Source organism: Flavobacterium sp. LC2016-13, from assembly GCF_009707955.1.
In the GTDB taxonomy this organism is placed as follows: Bacteria; Bacteroidota; Bacteroidia; order Flavobacteriales; family Flavobacteriaceae; genus Flavobacterium.
Window position 1 is genome coordinate 152,716 of the sequence record NZ_WMDQ01000006.1, and the last position, 19,497, is coordinate 172,212.

The following is a 19,497-nucleotide window of genomic DNA, read 5'->3' on the forward strand; positions in this document are numbered from 1 at the left end:
TATATACTAAAACCAACTTATGAAAAACATATTATTTGTATTCTTATTACTTTCTTCAGCACTATTCGCGCAACAAACAGATAAAAGATGGGAAAAAGTCAGCGCTTTTGAAGAGAAAGGAAAAATAAAGTCTGCAAACAAGATTGTCGTTAAAATTTACAAAAAAGCAGTTGCAGACAAAGATGAAGTACAAATGATAAAATGTTTTTTTTATCAATCGAGATATTTACAGGCCGTCGATGAAAATTCTAAAAAGAAAATTTTAAATAATCTTAAAACAGATATTGATCGCGTTTCAATTCCTTCAAAGGCAATATTGAATTTGGTTTATGGAAAATGCCTAAAAGATTATTCTGACGAAGAATATGCAGCTGCCGTAGTTGATAGCGCTGCAGCAGTTGTAGATAAAGAAACATCTGCTGTTAGTGATAGTGTTGATGTTCCTTCAGCGCAAGATTATGTTAGTCCATCTGCTGAATTAACATCTGAAAAAGAAGTTATTGCTGTTTTCGAAAAAACATTAGAAAATGAAACCATTTTAAAAGCAACACCGTTAATAAATTATCAGGCTATTTTTTACTTTTTTACTTTAGAGAAACTTAAAAATGAAAATCTCTACGATTATTTACTAAAAGAAAACATTGCTTATTATACTGAAAAAATTGACGAATGGGAAATTGACAAAAGCATTTTTATAACATATAAAGATCAACTATTTGCTGATTCTGATACTTTTATAAAACTCAATTTAGATTTTATAAAAGACGAAAATGTAAAAAAAGTTTTGTCCTTATATCAAAAACAGGAACTAAATAATCCAGCATTAGAAAATCAATTTGAGCGTGCGCAATTTTGCAAAACTTACTTATTAGAATCTGATGAGGATTTTATGAAGTATTTAAATCAAATTCAAAACAAATCTAAAGATGATATTTTAACGCAGAAAATAAAATTAGAGATTGCGAACATTCTCTTCAATCAAGCTTCAAAAGAAACATATCCCAAAAACAATATTGAAGCTCTTGCCATATATGATGCTATAATAAAAATAAATAATGAGTCAAAAGTTGCACACTCCGCTTTAGTTAAAAAAGAACAAATCCTTTCGAAGACATTGTCCGTTCAGCTTCAAAAATATACTTACAATAACGAAAATACACGAGCTCTGATTCATTACAGTAATGTAAATCATTTAACAATTTCCTTTTTTAAAATTACTCAGAAGAAAACCCTGGAACTTAGGTACGATGATGATTTACTAGATAGTTTAGCGCCTCTAATTATTAAAAAACAAAGTAAAATTGCATCACAGAAATACGAACTCCCAAATAAGCAAGATTATTTTGAGTATACTACAGAAGTTCTTTTGCCACATTTAGAAACCGGAAATTATCTGGTTTATTTTGAAAGTGATTCCGACTCAAAACATAAGGAAGATTATGCTTATGAAATTATTACCGTTTCTAATATTACCGTTCTTGCTGACCAAAAAAATGGCATAGAAAACTATCAGGTTTTAGATCGAAAAACGGGAAAACCAATAGAAAATGCAACTATAAGTTCAGAAAACTTTACGCTTAAAACAGATTTAAATGGATTAGCGTCTTATAAAAAAGTCAGCGATAATCATAATTATGAAATTCTCGAAATCTCAGCACAAAACGATAGCATTTTAGTTAATGAAGGATACATTCAATATAGTAAAGATTATAACGAATCTAAAAACGAAAAAACAAATGTAAAAATTGAATTTTATCTGGATCGTGCTATTTACAGACCGGGACAAACTGTTTTTTATAAAGGAATTGCAATCCAGAAAATTAAAAACAAAACAAGTATACTTGCCAACACAACTTTTAAAATAACTGCAAACGATACAAATCACCAAATAATTAAAGAGTTTGAAGTTACCACAAATGAGTTTGGTTCATTTTCGGGAGAATTTGTTTTACCAAAAAATGGCCTGACAGGAGAATTTAGCCTCAATGCGCTTAAACCACAAAGCAACTCTCCATTTTGGGAAAATGCAGAATTTGAAATATCAATAATTTCTTTTAAAGTTGAAGAATACAAGCGCCCAAAATTTGAAGTAACCTTTGATCCCAAAAAAGAAAGTTTTCAAGTAAATCAAGCGATCAAAGTAAAAGGAAACGCTAAAGCATTTGCAGGAAGTAACATTTCTGATGCAAAAGTTACATACACGGTTACACGATATACAAGATATACAAGCTATTTAAGAAATTATTTTGAGGATGAAGAAAACGAAGTTTTAACTTTTGGTGAAACGAAAACCGATGCTTCTGGAAAATTTAGTATTGATTTTGTTGCTTTGCCTTCCAAAAACAATAAAAAAGAACTTTTACCGGTCTTCAATTACAAAGTATACGCAACAATTACAGACATTAACGGCGAAACACATTCTGCAGAAACGGTTATAAAAGTAGGTTACCACAATTTGATTGTTAATGTCAGTGTACCTAATCAGATTGAAACCAAAGACAAGAACGAAATCAACTTATCCAGTACCAATTTAAACGGAGAGTTTTTAGCTGCTAAAGGCGAAATCAAGCTTTATTTTGTTGAACCTCTATCGAATAAATTTAAAAATCGTATTTGGCAAAAACCGGAAATTGATACTATTTCAGCAGAAGATTTTGAAAGATTATTTCCTTATGAGAAATCTGAAAAACAAACAAATGAAAAGCTATCTGAAATCTTATTATTCACTCAAAAAATAGATACTCAAAAAGACAAAAAAATAGTATTAGATTTTATTTCAAATTATAAATCGGGAAGTTATAAAATTGTTTTTTCGGCTAAAGACAGTTTTAATAACTCTATTGAATCTATTTCAAACTTTAAACTTATTCAAAGTAAGGATAAATTCGATCCGAGTAAATTATTTACTGTAAAACAAATCAATGAAGATCCAAAAAAAGATGGTTATGTAGAAGTAAAACTATCTTCGGTTATTCCTGAACTTTATATTCTGGTGAATGGAAATTACAATAGCAGCATGTATTTTGAAGACAATATTCATTTACAAAATAACGAGACTACTATAAAAATTCCGTTGAAAAATGAGTTTGAAAAAAGCATAAAATTAGGTTTTCAAACTGTTTTTGAGAATGACGATTTTACGGAAGAAATTAGCATAGTTCTAAAAACCGAAGAAACAAAATTAGAATGGACAGTTGAAAGTTTTAGAAACAAAATACAGCCCGGAAGCGATGAAACCTGGTCATTCAAATTAAAAGCTTTTAATACAAAAGCTGAAGCCGAAGTTTTAGCTTCTATGTATGACAGTTCTTTAGATCAGTTTTCTAAAAAAGAATGGGAAACTTTAAAATTTAACCAATACAATTATAATGGAACTAATTTTAAAGGATTTTTAGGTTCTGAAATTGCTTATGTGACATTACAAAATTTAAATGAAGAAATAGAAATCACTTATCCTGCTTTCCGCAATGAAGAAACAAAATTAAATTGGTTTGGATTTGATTTTAATGACAGCGGTTATATGTATGGTTCTTTTGGAACTTCTATTTATGACATAAAAGATAAAAAAGTAGGCAGCGAAACAATTAAAGGAGATCCTGATGCTATTTTAACCGTTGAAGAATCTGTTGGAAATGCAGCTCCTGTACTTGCAGAACAATCGGTTAATGTTGACAAAGTATTCTTTATAAAACCCGTATATATGGGTAATCGCTCTAAAAACAATCCAGAATATTATTTTCGAACTAATAAAATCAAATTCATACCTGGGGAAAAAATAACCAATGGCCTGACCTCTATGGTTATAGATCCATTCACATTGTATATAATTGATGGGGAAATTTCATCTGAAAACAATTTTAAAAATATAAGTCCGGAAAGTATTCTCGATATAGATTTTCTAACTCCTGAAAAAGCAAAAAACATTTACGGAAGCAAAGCCAAAAACGGCGCCATAATCATAACAACAAAAAAAGCTTTAGAAGCTTTAACCAAAGTAAAAGCCAGAAAAAATCTTTCTGAAACCGCTTTCTTTTTACCTAATTTAAAAACAGATGCAAACGGAAAAGTGAGTTTCAACTTTACTTCTCCGGAAGCTTTAACAGCCTGGAAACTTCGTTTATTGGCACACAATAAAGATGCTGTTTCCGGTTATTTAGAGAAAAGCGTTGTAACTCAAAAAGAATTAATGCTTTTACCGAATTTCCCGCGTTTCTTTAGAGAGAAAGATACTATTGTAATTTCTGCTAAAATCTCGAATATTACAGATAAAGCAAAAACCGGAATCGCCATTTTACAGTTTTTTGATGCTGTAACAATGCAGCCAATTGATGCGAAAATGCTAAATGTAAAAAATGTTAGAAATTTTAATGTTGGTGCTTTCGGAAATACAACGGCAAGCTGGACGATTTCAATTCCTGAGGGTTTACAAGGCGTTCAATATAAAATTCTGGCTAAATCAGGTAATTTTTCAGATGGAGAAGAAAACATACTTCCGGTTCTCACAAACAATATGTTGGTTACAGAAAGTATTCCGATTTGGGTTCGTGAGAATTCAACGAAAGAATATACGTTTGAGAATTTGAAAAATAACAATTCAACCACTTTAAAAAATCATCAACTTACATTAGAATATACTTCAAATCCGTCTTGGCTTGCCATTCAGTCTTTGCCTTATTTAATGGAATACGAACACGAATGCGCTGAACAAACTTTTGCCCGTTTTTATGCAAATGCTTTGGCTTCAGAAGTTATTTCAAGCAATCCGAAAATTGCAACTGTTTTTGAAGATTGGAGAAAAAACGGAAAACTGAATTCGAAACTTGAAGAAAACGAAGAATTAAAATCGATCATTCTGGCAGAAACGCCTTGGCTAAATGATGCACAAAGTGAAGATGAAAAGAAAAAAAATCTGGCACTTTTATTTGATTTAGAGAAAATGAAAACTTCGCAGGAAACCACGTTTGATAAATTAAAACAGAAACAAAAACCATCGGGAGGATTCCCCTGGTTTGATGGAGATAACGAAAGCGAATTTATTACGAGACATATTTTGGCAGGTTTAGGTCATTTATCTAAATTGAATAAAACCAAAGATAATGATGCTAAAATTGATGCTATTGCCAAAACCGGAATTCCGTTTCTCGACAATAAATTTTTAGACTATTATAAAACCCAGACTAAAAACTTAAAAGCAACAAATAAACTGATCTGGATTAATCCTTATTCTGATTTGCATTATCTCTATACCAGAAGTTTTTATTTAGAAAAATATCCTCTTTCTGATACTTTGAAAAAAGCAACCAAACTGTATTTGGAAACAGCTAAAAAAGATTGGTTAAAATATTCGCTTTATGAAAAAGGATTGGCTGCATTGACTTTAAATCGTTTTGGAGAAAGTGAATCTGCTAAAAAAATCATAGAAAGTTTAAAAGAAACTGCATCCAACAATGAAGATTGGGGAATGTACTGGATCGCGAATAAAGCAGGTTGGTATTGGTATCAGGCGCCAATAGAAACTCAGGCTTTATTGATTGAGGCTTTCGCCGAAGTGAATCATGATACAAAATCTGTCGATGCAATGAAAGTTTGGCTGCTAAAAAACAAGCAAACCAAAAACTGGCCAACAACAAAAGCAACTACCGAAGCTGTTTATGCTTTATTGATGCAAGGAACTGATTGGCTTTCTGTAAAAGATAACACTGTCATTAAAATTGGAGATGAAAAAATACTAACCAAAAAATTGGCAGAAAATGAAAAAGAAGCCGAAACTGGTTATATAAAACTAAACTGGAAAACAGCCGAAATCAAAAAAGAAATGGCTTCGATAAAAATTGAAAACAAATCTAAAGTTCCTGCTTTTGGTGGTGTTTACTGGCAATATTTTGAAGATTTAGATAAAATAAAAAATAATTCCGGAGCTGTTTTATCTGTTAAGAAAGAATTATATCTAAAGAAAAACTCGGCAAAAGGTGATCAATTAGAAAGAATTACAAATAAAAACCCTTTAAAAACAGGAGATTTAGTTACAGTAAGATTAATAATTACATCCAAAGAAGATATGGAATTTGTGCATCTAAAAGATATGCGAGCTTCGTGTTTTGAACCTGTAAATGTTCTTTCGGAATATCAATATAAAGATCGACTAGGATATTATATGAGTACAAAAGATGCTGCAACACATTTCTTTTTTGATCGAATCAATAAAGGGGCTTATATTTTAGAATATGAAATTCGAGTAAACAACAGCGGAGAATTCTCAAACGGAATTACCACAATTGAAAGTATGTATGCTCCGGAATTTGCAAGTCATACTAAAGGAATTCGAGTAAAAGTAAATTAATAAAATTCCAAAGAATACAGCAAAAAAATTTCCGCCACGAATTCACGAATTTTATTTTCAAAGATTGTCAAAAAATAATTCGTGAATTCGAGGCGGAAAAAAAAATCAAAAACCCGACAGTTTAAAAAACTGTCGGGTTTACTTTTATAATAAAACTCAGATTATTTTATAATCGTCATTTCATCAATAATGTTTTTAGCTCCGGCGTATTTGTCGATAATCCAAAGTACATAACGAATATCTACGTTAATTGTTCTTTGCAATTTAGGATCGAAAATAACATCTCCGGCCATAGCTTCAATATTTCCATCAAAAGCAATTCCAATTAATTCTCCTTTTCCGTTTAATACCGGAGAACCAGAATTTCCTCCTGTAATATCGTTATCAGTCAAGAAGTTTACCGGCATATACCCTGCTTTATCAGCATATTGTCCAAAATCTTTTGCTTTGTTTAATTCTAATAAACGTTTTGGCAAATCAAATTCCTGATCTCCTGCTTTATACTTTTTCACCATACTTTCCATGGTTGTATAATTGTTGATCGTTGCATCGTTACGAGGATCTGCAGGTAAAGCACGAACTTTTCCGTAAGTCAGTCTCAAAGTTGAGTTTGCATCAGGATATTGAATTGCATTTAATTTTGATTCTCTTAAACCTTCAACCAATTCACGGTAAGCAATTGCAAAACCATCATCAGCTTTTGTTTGATCTTCAGTTTTAGTGCGATATTTTGACATCAAATCATTAGAGATAATGTACAAAGGATCGTGTACAATCGCTAATGGTTTTGGATCAGCCATAAATGCCAATACTTTTTCTTTAGTTGTAAAATAACTTATTTCAGTTGCTTTTGCAACATCTGCAGTAAAATCACCATTATTTGCCGTTTTCATTTTAGCAATTTGTGTTGCTAAACCATATTCTTCACCTTTAGACGCGTACAAATTCAATTGTGCAGTTAACACATCTTTTTCAAGAGGTGCATAAAATTCGCCATAAATGTTATCGATTAAGGTATTAATCTTAGGCAATAATTCTGCTTTTTTAGCATCATTTTCATTATAGTAAGCAATCAATGCATTTCCTAAATTGGCTGGTCCCGCTGCATAAGCTGATGTACGTAAAAGCTGCATTAAATAATTATCATGACGTGCTTTTAAATTTGTTTCTCTGTAATAGCTGTTAATAGTTGGTATTACATTTTCATACTTTTCCTTGTTAACCGGTTTACTTGCCCAGTCATAAAACTTATCTTCTTGCGCTGTTTTAGCATCTACCGTTCCCGCTTTTGTTAAAGCATCGATCATTCCCTGACGGTTTTTCCAGTAATTCGCTGTCGAAGCATATTTAGAAGCATATTGCAAACGAACTGTTGCATCTTTGTCCATATACTTTTTCATTACGTCCATTCCGGTTTTAGCACCTTCAACCCACGCAGGATAAGCATATTTTATATTTTGCTCAATTCCTCCGGCTGGCATCCAACGGTTTGTTCTTCCCGGATATCCAAGAATCATAGCAAAATCATTTTCTTTTACACCTTTAATACTTACTGGTAAGTAATGTTTTGGCTGCAAAGGCACATTATCTTTAGAATATGTTGCAGGATTTCCGTCTTTATCAGCATATACTCTAAACATAGAGAAATCTCCTGTTTGACGAGGCCACTCCCAGTTGTCAGTATCTCCCCCGAATTTACCAACACTTTCTGGTGGAGTTCCCACTAAACGAACGTCTGTATAATCCTGGTAAACAAAATAGTAATATTCATTTCCCTGAAAGAAAGGACGAACAGAAACAGTGTATTTTCCACCTTCATTATTTTCCTTTTCGATCAAAGCAATTTCTTGCTGAATAATTTTGTTTCTTTCCGTTTCTGTCATTGTATCATTTACTTTTGACAAGATTCTTTTCGAAACATCATCCATACGAACAAAGAAACGAACGTATAATGATTTTGGTTTCATTTCAGCGGTTCTTTCTTTTGCCCAAAAACCATCTTTCAAATAGTTTTGTTCTGCTGTCGAAAGTTCTGCGATGGCATTATAGCCACAGTGGTGATTCGTTAAAACCAATCCGTCTTTAGAAACGATTTCAGCCGTACAACCTCCGTTAAATTGTACAATCGCATCTTTTAAACTATGGTGATTAATACTGTAAATTTCTTCGGCTGTTAATTGCAAGCCCATTTTTGCCATATCTCTATGGTTCAACCTTTCGATAAACATCAAAAACCACATTCCTTCATCTGCTCTTACAGGAAAAGCCATTAGACACATGGTTAAGAATAAAATTATTTTTTTCATGTTATTTTGTTTAAGTATTGCGAATATAGCTCATTTTCGTAATTATATCAACTAACTCATTCTTAAAATAAAAATATCAAAGTTATAAGAAGCCAATATTGCGAAATCCATAATTTTATGAAGAAGAAAAACAAACAGGTTTTTAATAACAAATGATCATTAAAATAATTAAAATTAAATATTTAATGTTTCGAAAAAATTAAAAAACTATACTATTTGTAAAAATTAACTTTCAATAATAAAATTACAAAAGAAAGTATTTCTTACAAATAATAATTGCTTTAATTTGCCATTCTATTTAAAAAGAATAAAAATGAAAAAATTATTATTAGCAGTTGTACTTTTCGTTACAACTATTGCAAGTGCTCAAAAAGGATCCGTTTTATTAGGTGGAAACGTTGGATTTTCTTCAGAGAAAATTGGTAATACTAAAGCAGAAGATTTTGAATTTTCTCCAAAAGTTGGATATCAATTTACAGACAATTGGACTGCCGGTGTAGAAGGTTCTATTGTTAACTCAAAAATTACAGGTTTTGGCAAAAGTGAAACTTATAAAATTGGAGGTTTTGTACGTTATTCAATCCCTCTTTCTGAAACATTTGCATTCTACACAGATTTAGGAGCTGGTTATCAAAACACTTCTTTAAACAATGCAAAAGGAATGTATGCAAGTCTTACTCCTGCATTATTTATTAATGTGAAAAGAGGATTTGGTTTAAATTTCTCTATTGGAGGAGTTAACTATGATAACCTTGACGGCAAAAATGATCCAAGACAAGAACGTTTTGGTTTTAATTTTGGAAAAACTTTCAATTTTGGAATTTCTAAAAACTTTGACCTATAATATTTAGATATTAGCCAATCTAAATTTTAACTCTTTTTGTTTATTCGCGCAAAAAGTAAAAACCCGACAATTAATAATTGTCGGGTTTATTATTTTAAAATAAGAAGATTTTTAATCATTCAACATTTTCCAAAGTTTATCTTTTAGATCTGTCAAACCTTGTTGTGCAACAGATGAAATAAACATATATGGAATATCCTTGAAGGCAACGTCTAATTCTACTTTCAATTCAGCTTTAAGTTCATCATCAAGCATATCGCATTTTGAGATTACTAATAAACGCTCTTTGTCAAGCATTTCAGGATTATACTTTGTTAACTCATTAACCAAAATATCATATTCTCCTTTAATATCAGGCGTATCAACGGGAACTAAAAACAGTAAAGTTGAGTTACGTTCGATATGGCGAAGAAAATAATGTCCTAAACCTTTTCCTTCTGCAGCCCCTTCAATAATACCCGGAATATCGGCAATTACAAAAGATTGATAATCTCTGTAAGCCACAATTCCTAAGTTTGGTTTTAAGGTTGTAAAAGGATAATCTGCAATTTTTGGTTTTGCCGAAGTCAATACAGACAACAACGTTGATTTTCCTGCATTAGGAAAACCTACTAAACCAACATCTGCCAGAACTTTCAATTCCAGAATAACATCCATTTCTACACCCGGTAAACCTGGTTGCGCATATCTTGGTGTTTGATTGGTTGAGCTTCTAAAGTGCCAGTTTCCTAAACCACCTTTTCCACCTTTTGAAAGAATTCTTTTTTCACCATCTTCCGTAATTTCAAATAACGTTTCTCCGGTTTCTTTATCTTTTACTACGGTTCCTAAAGGTACTTCGATAAATTTATCTTCCCCGTCAGCACCTGTACTACGGTCTCCTCCTCCATCTCCGCCGTAACCGGCTTTAATGTGACGAGCAAATTTTAAATGAAATAATGTCCATAAACCTTTATTTCCTACCAAATATACGTGTCCACCGCGACCACCATCACCTCCGTCCGGGCCTCCTTTTTCAATAAATTTCTCCCTATGTAAATGTGTAGATCCTTTTCCTCCCTTACCGGAAGAAACATAAATCTTAACATAATCTACAAAATTTCCTTCTGTCATTTTCTTTTTGTTTATGTATAGTTTAAAGTTTAAAGTTTCAGGTTTCAAGTTGGTGCAACGCACTTAACCTGAAACCTGAAACATAATAAAACCTGAAACAAATTCTCTTACTCTTTAAGCGTTTTTACCAACACTTTATCAATCTTTACGCCGTCCATATCCAGGACTTCTAATACAAATTTTTGCCAGATAAGCTTTTCTCCTTCTTTTGGAATATGAGAAAGCTCGGTCATAATCATTCCGCTTACGGTATTTACTTCGTAGTCGTTTGTCAATTCATCTAACTCAAAATAAGTTAGGAAATCGTGCAATGAATAATGTCCGTCTACCATCCATGAACCATCTTCTCTTTCGATAAGCTGAAATTCATCTTTATAAAAATCAGATGCATCACCAACCAAAGCTTCAAGAATATCATTTAAGGTAATTATACCTTGAAAAACACCATATTCATCTGAAACCAATGCGTAATGAACACCTGTTCTTTTAAAATTTTCCAACGCCTTATAAGCCGTTGTCTGCTCCATTAAATATGGAGGATCTGTCATTATTGCTGATAAATCGAAATGATCACTTTCGATGTTGGCAAATATATTTTTTAATGTTACGATACCCACGATATCATCATAGTTGTCGCTGTAAACCGGATAAACGGTATGTAAATCCATTAAAACCAATTCTTTTATTTTGGCTTTATCTGCATTTAAAGGCAACATATCTACCGATTTTCGGTGTGTCATTAACGAGTTTACTTTTCTGTCTCCAATATGAAAAACACGCTCTACGATATCTTGTTCTATTTCCTGTACTTCTCCGCCTTCTGTTCCTTCTTTAATGATCGCTTTAATTTCTTCTTCGGTAACTTTACCGTCAGCTGAAGGTTTTATTTGCAAAACATTCAATAAAAAATCAGTTGAAGTTGTCAGCATCCAAATAAAAGGCGCCGTTATTATAGAAATAATTTTCATTGGCAGCGCCACAGCTTTTGCAATTGCTTCCGGATAATTTAATCCGATACGTTTTGGCAATAATTCTCCTAGAACTAAAGAGAAAAACGTTAAAACCACAACCACAATTCCTACGGCAACTGAATGTGCATAAGGTTTTAAAATTGCAAATCCGCTTACAAAAGTCTCAACATCTACCGTGATTTTATCACCGCTATAAATACCCGTCAAAATTCCGATTAAAGTAATCCCGATTTGTACGGTTGATAAAAACTTGTTTGGAGAATTGGCTAAATCGAGCGCAGTTTTGGCACTTTTGTTTCCTTTTTTTGCTGCTGTTTCCAGTCTGTTTTTTCTGGCCGAAATCAATGCAATTTCAGACATAGAAAAAACTCCGTTTAATAGTATTAGAAAAAATATTATTAGTATTTCCAATGTTTAGTAGATTCGTTATTAGTTTGGTTCGTTAATATATTTGGGTAATCTGAATTTGTATTTGCAGCCCAGATGTCAGAAGCCCGGAGCTAAAAAAACTAATTTTTCTTGCCAGAAAAGAGTCGGCTCCGAAAGCATCCGGATAAGCTCGCTTTATGGTTAGAAAAATAGTTTTTTTAGCGTCCCGAAACTTCGGGATGAAACGACAGCTGGATTAGCTTCTACAAATTATCTATAACTGACGTTAATCTTTCTGTAATTTCTTCAATTGTTCCTATACCATTTACGGCATAAAATTTATTTTGCGCTTTATAATATCCTATTAATGGCGCTGTTTTTTCGTTGTATTCCTGATATCTTACACGAATTTTTTCTTCGTCCTGATCATCAACTCTACCACTTGTTTTTCCTCTTTCTAATAATCGTGCAACCAAGATTTCGTCATCAGCTTCTAACGCGATTGTAGCGGTAACGCTTGAACCTATTGTTGGTAAAAACTTATCTAAAGCTTCTGCCTGATCTAAAGTTCTTGGGTATCCGTCGAACAAAAAACCTTCTGTATCCGGATGTTTATTTACTTCATCTATTAACATTGCAGTAGTAACTTCGCAAGGAACCAATTCTCCATTGTCCATAAAAACTCTTGCTCTTTTACCTAAATCTGTATCATTTTTTAAATTAAAACGAAAAATATCTCCTGTCGAAAGATGTGTTAATTTGTACTTTTCTTTTAAAAATTCTGCCTGAGTTCCTTTTCCTGCTCCTGGCTTTCCAAATAAAACAATGTTAATCATAATATGAGTGAGTGTTGTGACTTCTAACTTTTTATGAAAGAAGTTTAAAATGAATATATAGTTGTGTTTTGTTTAATATTATTCTGCTAATTTATATACTTCGGTCAAATTTCTTCCTAAACCATCGTAGTCTAAACCGTAACCAACAATGAACTTATTTGGAATCCTGATCCCGATATAATCTATTTTAATATCTTTTTTATAGGCTTCAGGTTTAAAAAACAAAGTCGCAATTTTAAAGTGCTTTACGTTTTGCTCTTTAAAAAGATGCTTTAATTCTTCAATAGTATTTCCTGTGTCTACAATATCTTCAATAATAACAACGCTTCTGCCAGATAAATCCTGATTTATTCCAATTAATTCTTTAACCGAATTTGTACTTTCAGTTCCTTCGTAAGATGCCATTTTGATAAATGAAACCTCGCAAGGGCTTTTATATTTTTTCAGAAAATCAGCAACGACCATAAATGCTCCATTTAAAACACCAATAAAAATTGGGGTTTCGTCTGCAAAATCATCTTCTACTTGTGCAACTATTTTTGTTAAAGCAAAATCAATTTCTTTAGCCGAAATAAACGGAACAAATTGTTTATCGTGAAGTTGTATCATTATTTTTATATTTAAAATAATGCGCAAAGATACAGAATTACAACCAAACTGTCAGTATCAAAAATAGCGTCTGCATACATTTTTTTATAGTCGCAGTATATTTTATTTTAACAATGTTAAATATCAGTTAATAATTACAAATCGTTTCTTGTCACTATTTCTAATTTTATTAAATTGTTGTTTTTAAAACATTTAACCCAAATCAAAAATGAAGACAACCATACAATTACTTTCGGCATCATTCTTAATATTAGTGACTGCCTGCACAGGGCAGGTAAAAAAAGAAGAAAAAGAGGCTTTGGCAAAACAACCTGCTAATATTGTAAAAACGGCTGTTGGCGATATTACTTTACCTCCACCGTATGCAACTGAATCTAAAACTAATAATAGCAAAGTTATTGGCTGGCCGGAAGGCAAAACGCCAAAAGCCCCGGAAGGTTTTACGGTAACTAAATTTGCTGACGGTTTCGAAAATCCGCGTTGGACTTATATCGCACCAAACAACGATATTTTTGTGGTGGAAAGCGGAACAAGAACCAGTAAAAACCAGATTACGGTTCTTCGTGATAAAGATAAAGACGGGAAATTTGAAACTCGCGAAGTTTTTATAAAAGACCTGAATAAACCTTTTGGAATGCTTGTTCTTAAAGACTTTTTCTATATTGCCAATACGGATGGTTTATACAAATATCCATATAAAAACAATCCTTTGAAATTAGAAACCAAAGGAGAAAAAATCCTTGAACTTCCTGCCGGAGGTTACAACAATCACTGGACGAGAAATTTAATTGCAAATGCTGACGGAACTAAAATTTATGTTTCTGTTGGTTCCGGAAGTAATGTTGGTGAAAATGGTATGGATAAAGAAGTTCGTCGCGCTGCTATCCTGGAAATTAATCCTGACGGAACTGGCGAAAAGGTTTATGCTTCGGGTATTAGAAATCCGGTTGGGATGGATTGGAATCCGGCAAATAAGGAACTTTGGACTGCGGTTAACGAACGTGATGAATTGGGAGATGATTTGGTTCCGGATTATATTACGAGTGTAAAAAAAGATGGTTTTTACGGATGGCCATATTCATATTATGGAAATATTCCTGACCCAAGATTAAAAGGTGCACGAAAAGATTTAGTGGCAAAAGCTATTGTTCCTGATGTTTCTGTTGGTGCTCATACGGCTTCTTTAGGTTTGGCTTTTTATACTAAAGATGCTTTTCCTGCTAAATATAAAAACGGTGCTTTTGTTGGGCAACATGGTTCCTGGAACCGTGCAAAAATATCGGGCTATAAAGTTATTTTTGTGCCGTTTGCAAACGGAAAACCTTCTGGAAAACCTGAAGATTTTTTAACGGGTTTTGTTGCTGATGAAGCAAAAGCTGAAGTTTATGGCCGACCTGTCGCGGTAACGGTTATGAATGACGGATCACTTTTGGTAAATGATGATAGCGGAAATACGATTTGGAAGGTTACTGCGAATAAGTAAATTACAAATTCAAATTTTAACGCAGAGAACAGAAAGCTTTAGTCATTTTTGTCATTTCGACGAAGGAGAAATCGCACTAGAAACTCCGCAATCTAAATCGCTAATCTTTGTCGAATCCCGAGTGTGATTTCTCCTCCGTCGAAATGACACAAGATTGTGTTTAATCACGCCTAAAACTGCTCAAAAAACTCTTTTATGATTTTAAAAAAATATTGTTTTCTCTTTCTTGTGTTTTGCCTTTTCCAAAATATGGCAGCTCAAGAAAAAGAAGACAAACCTATTGATTCTCTCAAAACAGAAAAACTTGAAGAAGTTGTAATTAGCTCATTTCATATTGATAATCGGTTGCAGACAACTCCGGCGGCAATTGGTGTTTTATCAAAAAATGATCTTCAACAAAATAATAAGACAGATATAAGCACGGTTCTTAATACGCTTTCGGGTGTGTTTATGCAGTCTTCTAATTTTACAACAACCCGAATTTCGATTCGTGGTATTGGCGCGAGAACTCCGTATGGAACTAATAAAATAAGAGCTTTTTATGGCAGTATTCCGTTGACTTCAGGAAATAGCGAAACGGTTATTGATGATATTGATTTGGAGAATATGGGCCAGATTGAAATTATAAAAGGTCCGCTTTCGAGTGTTTATGGTGCGGGATTGGGCGGTGCTATTTTAATTTCGCCTCAACTTTCAAAACATGACGGACAAGCTGCCGGAATAAGTGCTGTTTTTGGTTCTTTTGGTTTGCTAAAAAACAGTTTAAATTATAGCCTGAATGAAAAAAGCGGAAGCCTGAATTTAAGTTATCATAATCTAAAAACAGATGGCTGGCGAGAAAATAGTGCTTACAACAGAGAAGGAATAACGCTTGCGGGAGAATTGTTTAAAAAGCAAAACAGTAAACTTACTTATTTCTCAAATTACACTTATTTAAAAGCTTTTATTCCGAGTTCTATCAACAAAACGGCTTATGAAAACAATCCGAAATCGGGCGCTCCAACCTGGGTTGCTTCAAAAGGATTTAAGGAATACAAATCGTCTTTGGGCGGACTTGCTTATGATTATAAAATTGATGATAATTTAAGCAATTCGACTTCGGTTTTCATCAATTATAAGGATAGTAATGAGCCAAGACCTTTTGACATTTTGCGCCAATATACTTTTGCTGCCGGAGCAAGAACGCAGTATTCCGGGAATTTTAAAATTAGAAAAACAGAAACGAAATTCATTGTTGGCGCTGAATATTTCAGTGATAATTATAACGGAAATACTTTTGAAAATTTATATCTTCAAAATAATGGTTTGGGAAGTTTACAGGGCGATCAGCTTACGGCGACCAATCAAAAAAGACATTTTTATAATATCTTCTCTCAAATCAGAACTTTATTTTCAGAGAAATTAGAGTTTCAGGCAGGATTAAATTACAATCAGACTCATTTTGAAATTGAAAATGATATTCCGAATAAAACTTCTGTTGAAAAATATAATTATGATGGTGTTTTTTCACCTCAACTTTCTTTGTTGTTTAAACCAAATACTGAACAGACGCTCTATTTTTCTGCAAGCCGTGGATTTTCGATGCCGGCAACGGAGGAAACTCTGAAAAGTGACGGAACTATAAATCCTGATATCAAACCTGAAAATGGATATAATCTTGAAGTTGGCGGAAAATTCTATTTTTTTAATAAAAAACTTTACACAGAATTTGCGGTTTACAGAATGGAGATAAAAGATTTATTGGTTGCAAAAAGAATTGGTGATGATCAATATGAAGGAGTAAATGCTGGTAAAACATTGCATGAAGGGATTGAAATTACTTTAAAACACAACTGGCAAATTAATCGGTTTATTGCTATAAATTCTTACATTGCATCATCTTTAGGAAAATATGAATTTAAAGAGTTTGTTGATAATGGAAATGATTTTTCGGGAAATAAATTAACCGGAGTTCCTGCAAATAAAGTAAATGCCGGACTTATTTTAAATACAAGTTTAGGAGTTTATTTTTCTGCTGATTATCAATTTGTAGATAAAATACCCATGAATGATGCAAATTCGGCTTATTCCGATTCTTATAACATTATCAATTTTAAAACAGGTTATGGTTTTGAAATTTTACCTCGCTTAAATACTCAATTTGCATTTGGGATAAATAATGCAACGAATGAAAAATATGCTTCGTTGATTTTACCTAATGCGGTTGGCGTTGGAAATGCTGCTCCACGCTATTATTATCCCGGACTTCCGATAAATTATTACGGAAGCGTTTCACTAAATTATTTATTTTAGATGCTGATTTTAAAACCAAATTCAAAAAAAATGTACGCTGAGCTACAGAAAAAACTAAACTATGTAACTGCTTACAGAGAAAACAGGACAAAAATTGCACAGGAAATCCTGGAGAATTCATCTTTATTTGATGAACTGGTTTCGATTTGCTTTTCTGCATCTGATAAAAACCATCATAAAGCTTGCTGGATTTTAGAATTTGTATCTTATGAAGAGTTAATCTGGCTACAACCTCATCTTGACTTTTTTTGTACTAATCTTAAAAACTTAAAAGATGAAAGTGCCATTCGACCAATTGCAAAAGTGACACAACTTTTAATAAAATCACATTATAAGAAGGACGAAAATGGCATTTTGCTTTCTGAAGATAATCTTCAAAACTGCATTGAAGCATCTTTTGACTGGCTGATAAATGATGTTAAAGTTGCAACAAAAGCTTATTCTATCAGAACCTTATATATTTTAGGAAATCATTACGATTGGATTCATCCTGAACTGCAGATTATTTTAAACAAAGATTATGCAGATCATTCGGCAGCATATAAAGCTGTTGCAAAAGAAGTTTTGAAGAAAATAAAATAACTATTTATATTTTTCAGGATATTTATAAAATCAAAAAAGAGGGCAGCTGTAGGCTATGCCCTCTTTTTTTTACTACTCAATAAAAAATAAAACTAATCTTCGTTTTAAAATCCTAATTATTGGGGGATATTAAAATTTAAAACGAAAAAAAAATTCGTTCAATTTTTTGTGCTTACCATAAGTTTTACCAATACTTTGTTGGCAAACATTGCTAAAAATAAGTGCTTACTAATTCTTAAATCAGTTATTCTTGCACGAATAGTACTGTGCAACAGCAGAATAACTTTTTTAATTTTTTGCTCGTTAAGTATTCAAATTCTTGGGACAGAAAGGGTGATACTCTATTTGCCATTTTTTTAATGCGCAAATTTGATGCGATGTTTTTTAAAAATGCGAAACCAATTCGCGGTGTAGCGTAGTTTTATACCATACGTGTTTCTTTAGGATTACATAACAAAAATATATTGAAATCAAAATCACGAATAGCCCATTCGGACACATCGATAGCCCGAAACGACCAACTAAATTTCAGAAAAAATAAGTGTAAGTAATGGATTTCTTTAAAAAAAATAAATCACTGAAAATCAAACAAGTAATTATTTTTACTAAAACGATTTAATAAATAAAAAAATATACCTGAGAAAGCAAAAACTGCAAAAAAGAAAGAATTTTACAGCGCTTAAAGCCTGGTTTCAGAAGGCATTTTTCCAAAACGCTTTTTAAAATTTGCCGTAAACTTGCTAGAACTTTTATAACCCGTTGCCAAAGCGATATTTTTTATCTGCATATCGGTGTTTTGAATCATCTGCATGGCGAGAAGTAATTTCTTCTCTTTATGAAATTGCATCATCGAAACACCATGAACTAATTTGAAAGTTAGTTTGAGTTTTGTGGGCGACATTCCAACTTTTTCAGCAATATATTCTACACCCAAAAATGGACTTGCTATAGTATCCAAAATCAATTTTTCAGCTTTTGCAATTTTTCTGTAATCAGGAGTTTCTGTAAGTGTATAATTTCCAATACGCTGATCTAAAAAAGCATTTTTAAAAAAAGTAGAAATTAGTTGAAATGCCTGTGTTTTTAAAAGTGATTTGCTTAAAAGATCTTGTTTATTATTTTCTAAAATAACCGAGATTTCCTTAGACAATACTACAGCATTTGGCACAATATCCTGATAGGTAATAAATCCTTTATCAGAATTGAGGAATTTTTTAATCTGATTATCTTCCGGAAGCGTTTCAAAAGAAAAATTGCGTTCTGCCCATTCTTTACTAAAAGCAAAAAGATAAAATTCGCATTCAGATCCTTTATAAAAATAAGCGCCAACTTCTGTTCCAGGTCTTTTAAAACCCCAATATTTGCTCGAAAAAGGCGTTTTATCGGCAAATGTATTTTGTAGTTTTACTTCACTCTCAAAAACAGAAAAAGTAAGCGTATAATAATCTATGGGAAAATCTTCGTCGTAAATGGCTTTAAGCATTACGTTTTTCTTAAAAGTAATATTGGTCACGATAACCCAAAAACCTTCTTCGATTTCACGGTATCGCATTACACCTTTAGAAAAAGGATTGTTTCTGTAAACAGCCTGTTCTTCTTCAACATGTTTTACTGATGGAGAATTTACGATACTTTTTACAATTACCTGAGGAGAATTGGACAAATACGGCAATTCGAAAAAACCGTCTCTATAAAAATTTACATTCTCTTTTATAAATTTAATCCACTTTCCTACATTCATATCATCAAGTT

General features: G+C 32.4%; 11 protein-coding genes. 5 read left to right on the forward strand and 6 right to left on the reverse strand.

Annotated elements, in window-relative coordinates; all coding sequences use genetic code 11:
* Positions 1–19 precede the first annotated feature (19 nt).
* Entirely contained in the window at positions 20–6,340 is a 6,321-nt protein-coding gene (locus GKZ86_RS14085; protein WP_154783720.1) for an alpha-2-macroglobulin, read from the forward strand.
* A 161-nt stretch (positions 6,341–6,501) separates the two neighbouring features.
* Here GKZ86_RS14085 and GKZ86_RS14090 read toward each other — a convergent pair whose 3' ends face one another.
* Positions 6,502–8,646 carry a S46 family peptidase gene (locus GKZ86_RS14090; RefSeq protein WP_154783721.1) on the reverse strand — a complete coding sequence of 715 codons (2,145 nt, stop codon included), beginning with the start codon at positions 8,644–8,646 and terminating at the stop codon, positions 6,502–6,504.
* Between the two features lie 313 nt (positions 8,647–8,959).
* On the opposite strand from GKZ86_RS14090, the gene GKZ86_RS14095 reads away from it, so the two are divergent.
* Positions 8,960–9,490, forward strand: a complete 531-nt coding sequence (locus GKZ86_RS14095) for an outer membrane beta-barrel protein (protein ID WP_154783722.1) — start codon at positions 8,960–8,962, stop codon at positions 9,488–9,490.
* A gap of 111 nt (positions 9,491–9,601) precedes the next feature.
* On the opposite strand, the gene obgE is transcribed toward GKZ86_RS14095, so the two are convergent.
* The 4 genes from obgE to hpt all read right to left on the reverse strand — a co-directional run bounded on the left by obgE (position 9,602) and on the right by hpt (position 13,388).
* Positions 9,602–10,603, reverse strand: coding sequence for a GTPase ObgE (gene obgE / locus GKZ86_RS14100; protein ID WP_154783723.1), 1,002 nt, complete (start codon positions 10,601–10,603; stop codon positions 9,602–9,604).
* Between the two features lie 107 nt (positions 10,604–10,710).
* Positions 10,711–11,985, reverse strand: a complete 1,275-nt coding sequence (locus tag GKZ86_RS14105) for a hemolysin family protein (protein WP_154783724.1) — start codon at positions 11,983–11,985, stop codon at positions 10,711–10,713.
* 221 nt (positions 11,986–12,206) lie between these two features.
* Entirely contained in the window at positions 12,207–12,779 is a 573-nt protein-coding gene (locus GKZ86_RS25455; protein WP_228526591.1) for an adenylate kinase, read from the reverse strand.
* 78 nt (positions 12,780–12,857) lie between these two features.
* Positions 12,858–13,388 (reverse strand): hypoxanthine phosphoribosyltransferase, encoded by a 531-nt coding sequence (gene hpt / locus GKZ86_RS25460; RefSeq protein ID WP_228526592.1) that lies wholly within the window; start codon positions 13,386–13,388, stop codon positions 12,858–12,860.
* Positions 13,389–13,596: 208 nt separating this feature from the next.
* Between hpt and GKZ86_RS14115 the strand changes: the two genes are divergently transcribed.
* The 3 genes from GKZ86_RS14115 to GKZ86_RS14125 all read left to right on the forward strand — a co-directional run bounded on the left by GKZ86_RS14115 (position 13,597) and on the right by GKZ86_RS14125 (position 17,745).
* Positions 13,597–14,871, forward strand: a complete 1,275-nt coding sequence (locus tag GKZ86_RS14115) for a sorbosone dehydrogenase family protein (RefSeq protein WP_154783725.1) — start codon at positions 13,597–13,599, stop codon at positions 14,869–14,871.
* A 249-nt stretch (positions 14,872–15,120) separates the two neighbouring features.
* The gene (locus tag GKZ86_RS14120) at positions 15,121–17,163 is read left to right on the forward strand and encodes a TonB-dependent receptor (protein WP_228526593.1); all 2,043 of its coding nucleotides are present in this window, start codon (positions 15,121–15,123) and stop codon (positions 17,161–17,163) included.
* 30 nt (positions 17,164–17,193) lie between these two features.
* The gene (locus GKZ86_RS14125; RefSeq protein ID WP_194632534.1) at positions 17,194–17,745 is read left to right on the forward strand and encodes a hypothetical protein; all 552 of its coding nucleotides are present in this window, start codon (positions 17,194–17,196) and stop codon (positions 17,743–17,745) included.
* Between the two features lie 679 nt (positions 17,746–18,424).
* Here GKZ86_RS14125 and GKZ86_RS14130 read toward each other — a convergent pair.
* Positions 18,425–19,486 carry an AraC family transcriptional regulator gene (locus GKZ86_RS14130; protein ID WP_154783728.1) on the reverse strand — a complete coding sequence of 354 codons (1,062 nt, stop codon included), beginning with the start codon at positions 19,484–19,486 and terminating at the stop codon, positions 18,425–18,427.
* Positions 19,487–19,497 lie beyond the last annotated feature (11 nt).

What these genes read in the sequence shown, in the direction of transcription:
- GKZ86_RS14085 (WP_154783720.1), top strand. Translation starts at nt 20, where the DNA reads ATGAAAAACATATTATTTGTATTCTTATTACTTTCTTCAGCACTATTC.
- GKZ86_RS14090 (WP_154783721.1), bottom strand. Translation starts at nt 8,646, where the DNA reads ATGAAAAAAATAATTTTATTCTTAACCATGTGTCTAATGGCTTTTCCT.
- GKZ86_RS14095 (WP_154783722.1), top strand. Translation starts at nt 8,960, where the DNA reads ATGAAAAAATTATTATTAGCAGTTGTACTTTTCGTTACAACTATTGCA.
- obgE (WP_154783723.1), bottom strand. Translation starts at nt 10,603, where the DNA reads ATGACAGAAGGAAATTTTGTAGATTATGTTAAGATTTATGTTTCTTCC.
- GKZ86_RS25455 (WP_228526591.1), bottom strand. Translation starts at nt 12,779, where the DNA reads ATGATTAACATTGTTTTATTTGGAAAGCCAGGAGCAGGAAAAGGAACT.
- hpt (WP_228526592.1), bottom strand. Translation starts at nt 13,388, where the DNA reads ATGATACAACTTCACGATAAACAATTTGTTCCGTTTATTTCGGCTAAA.
- GKZ86_RS14115 (WP_154783725.1), top strand. Translation starts at nt 13,597, where the DNA reads ATGAAGACAACCATACAATTACTTTCGGCATCATTCTTAATATTAGTG.
- GKZ86_RS14120 (WP_228526593.1), top strand. Translation starts at nt 15,121, where the DNA reads ATGGCAGCTCAAGAAAAAGAAGACAAACCTATTGATTCTCTCAAAACA.
- GKZ86_RS14125 (WP_194632534.1), top strand. Translation starts at nt 17,194, where the DNA reads ATGTACGCTGAGCTACAGAAAAAACTAAACTATGTAACTGCTTACAGA.
- GKZ86_RS14130 (WP_154783728.1), bottom strand. Translation starts at nt 19,486, where the DNA reads ATGAATGTAGGAAAGTGGATTAAATTTATAAAAGAGAATGTAAATTTT.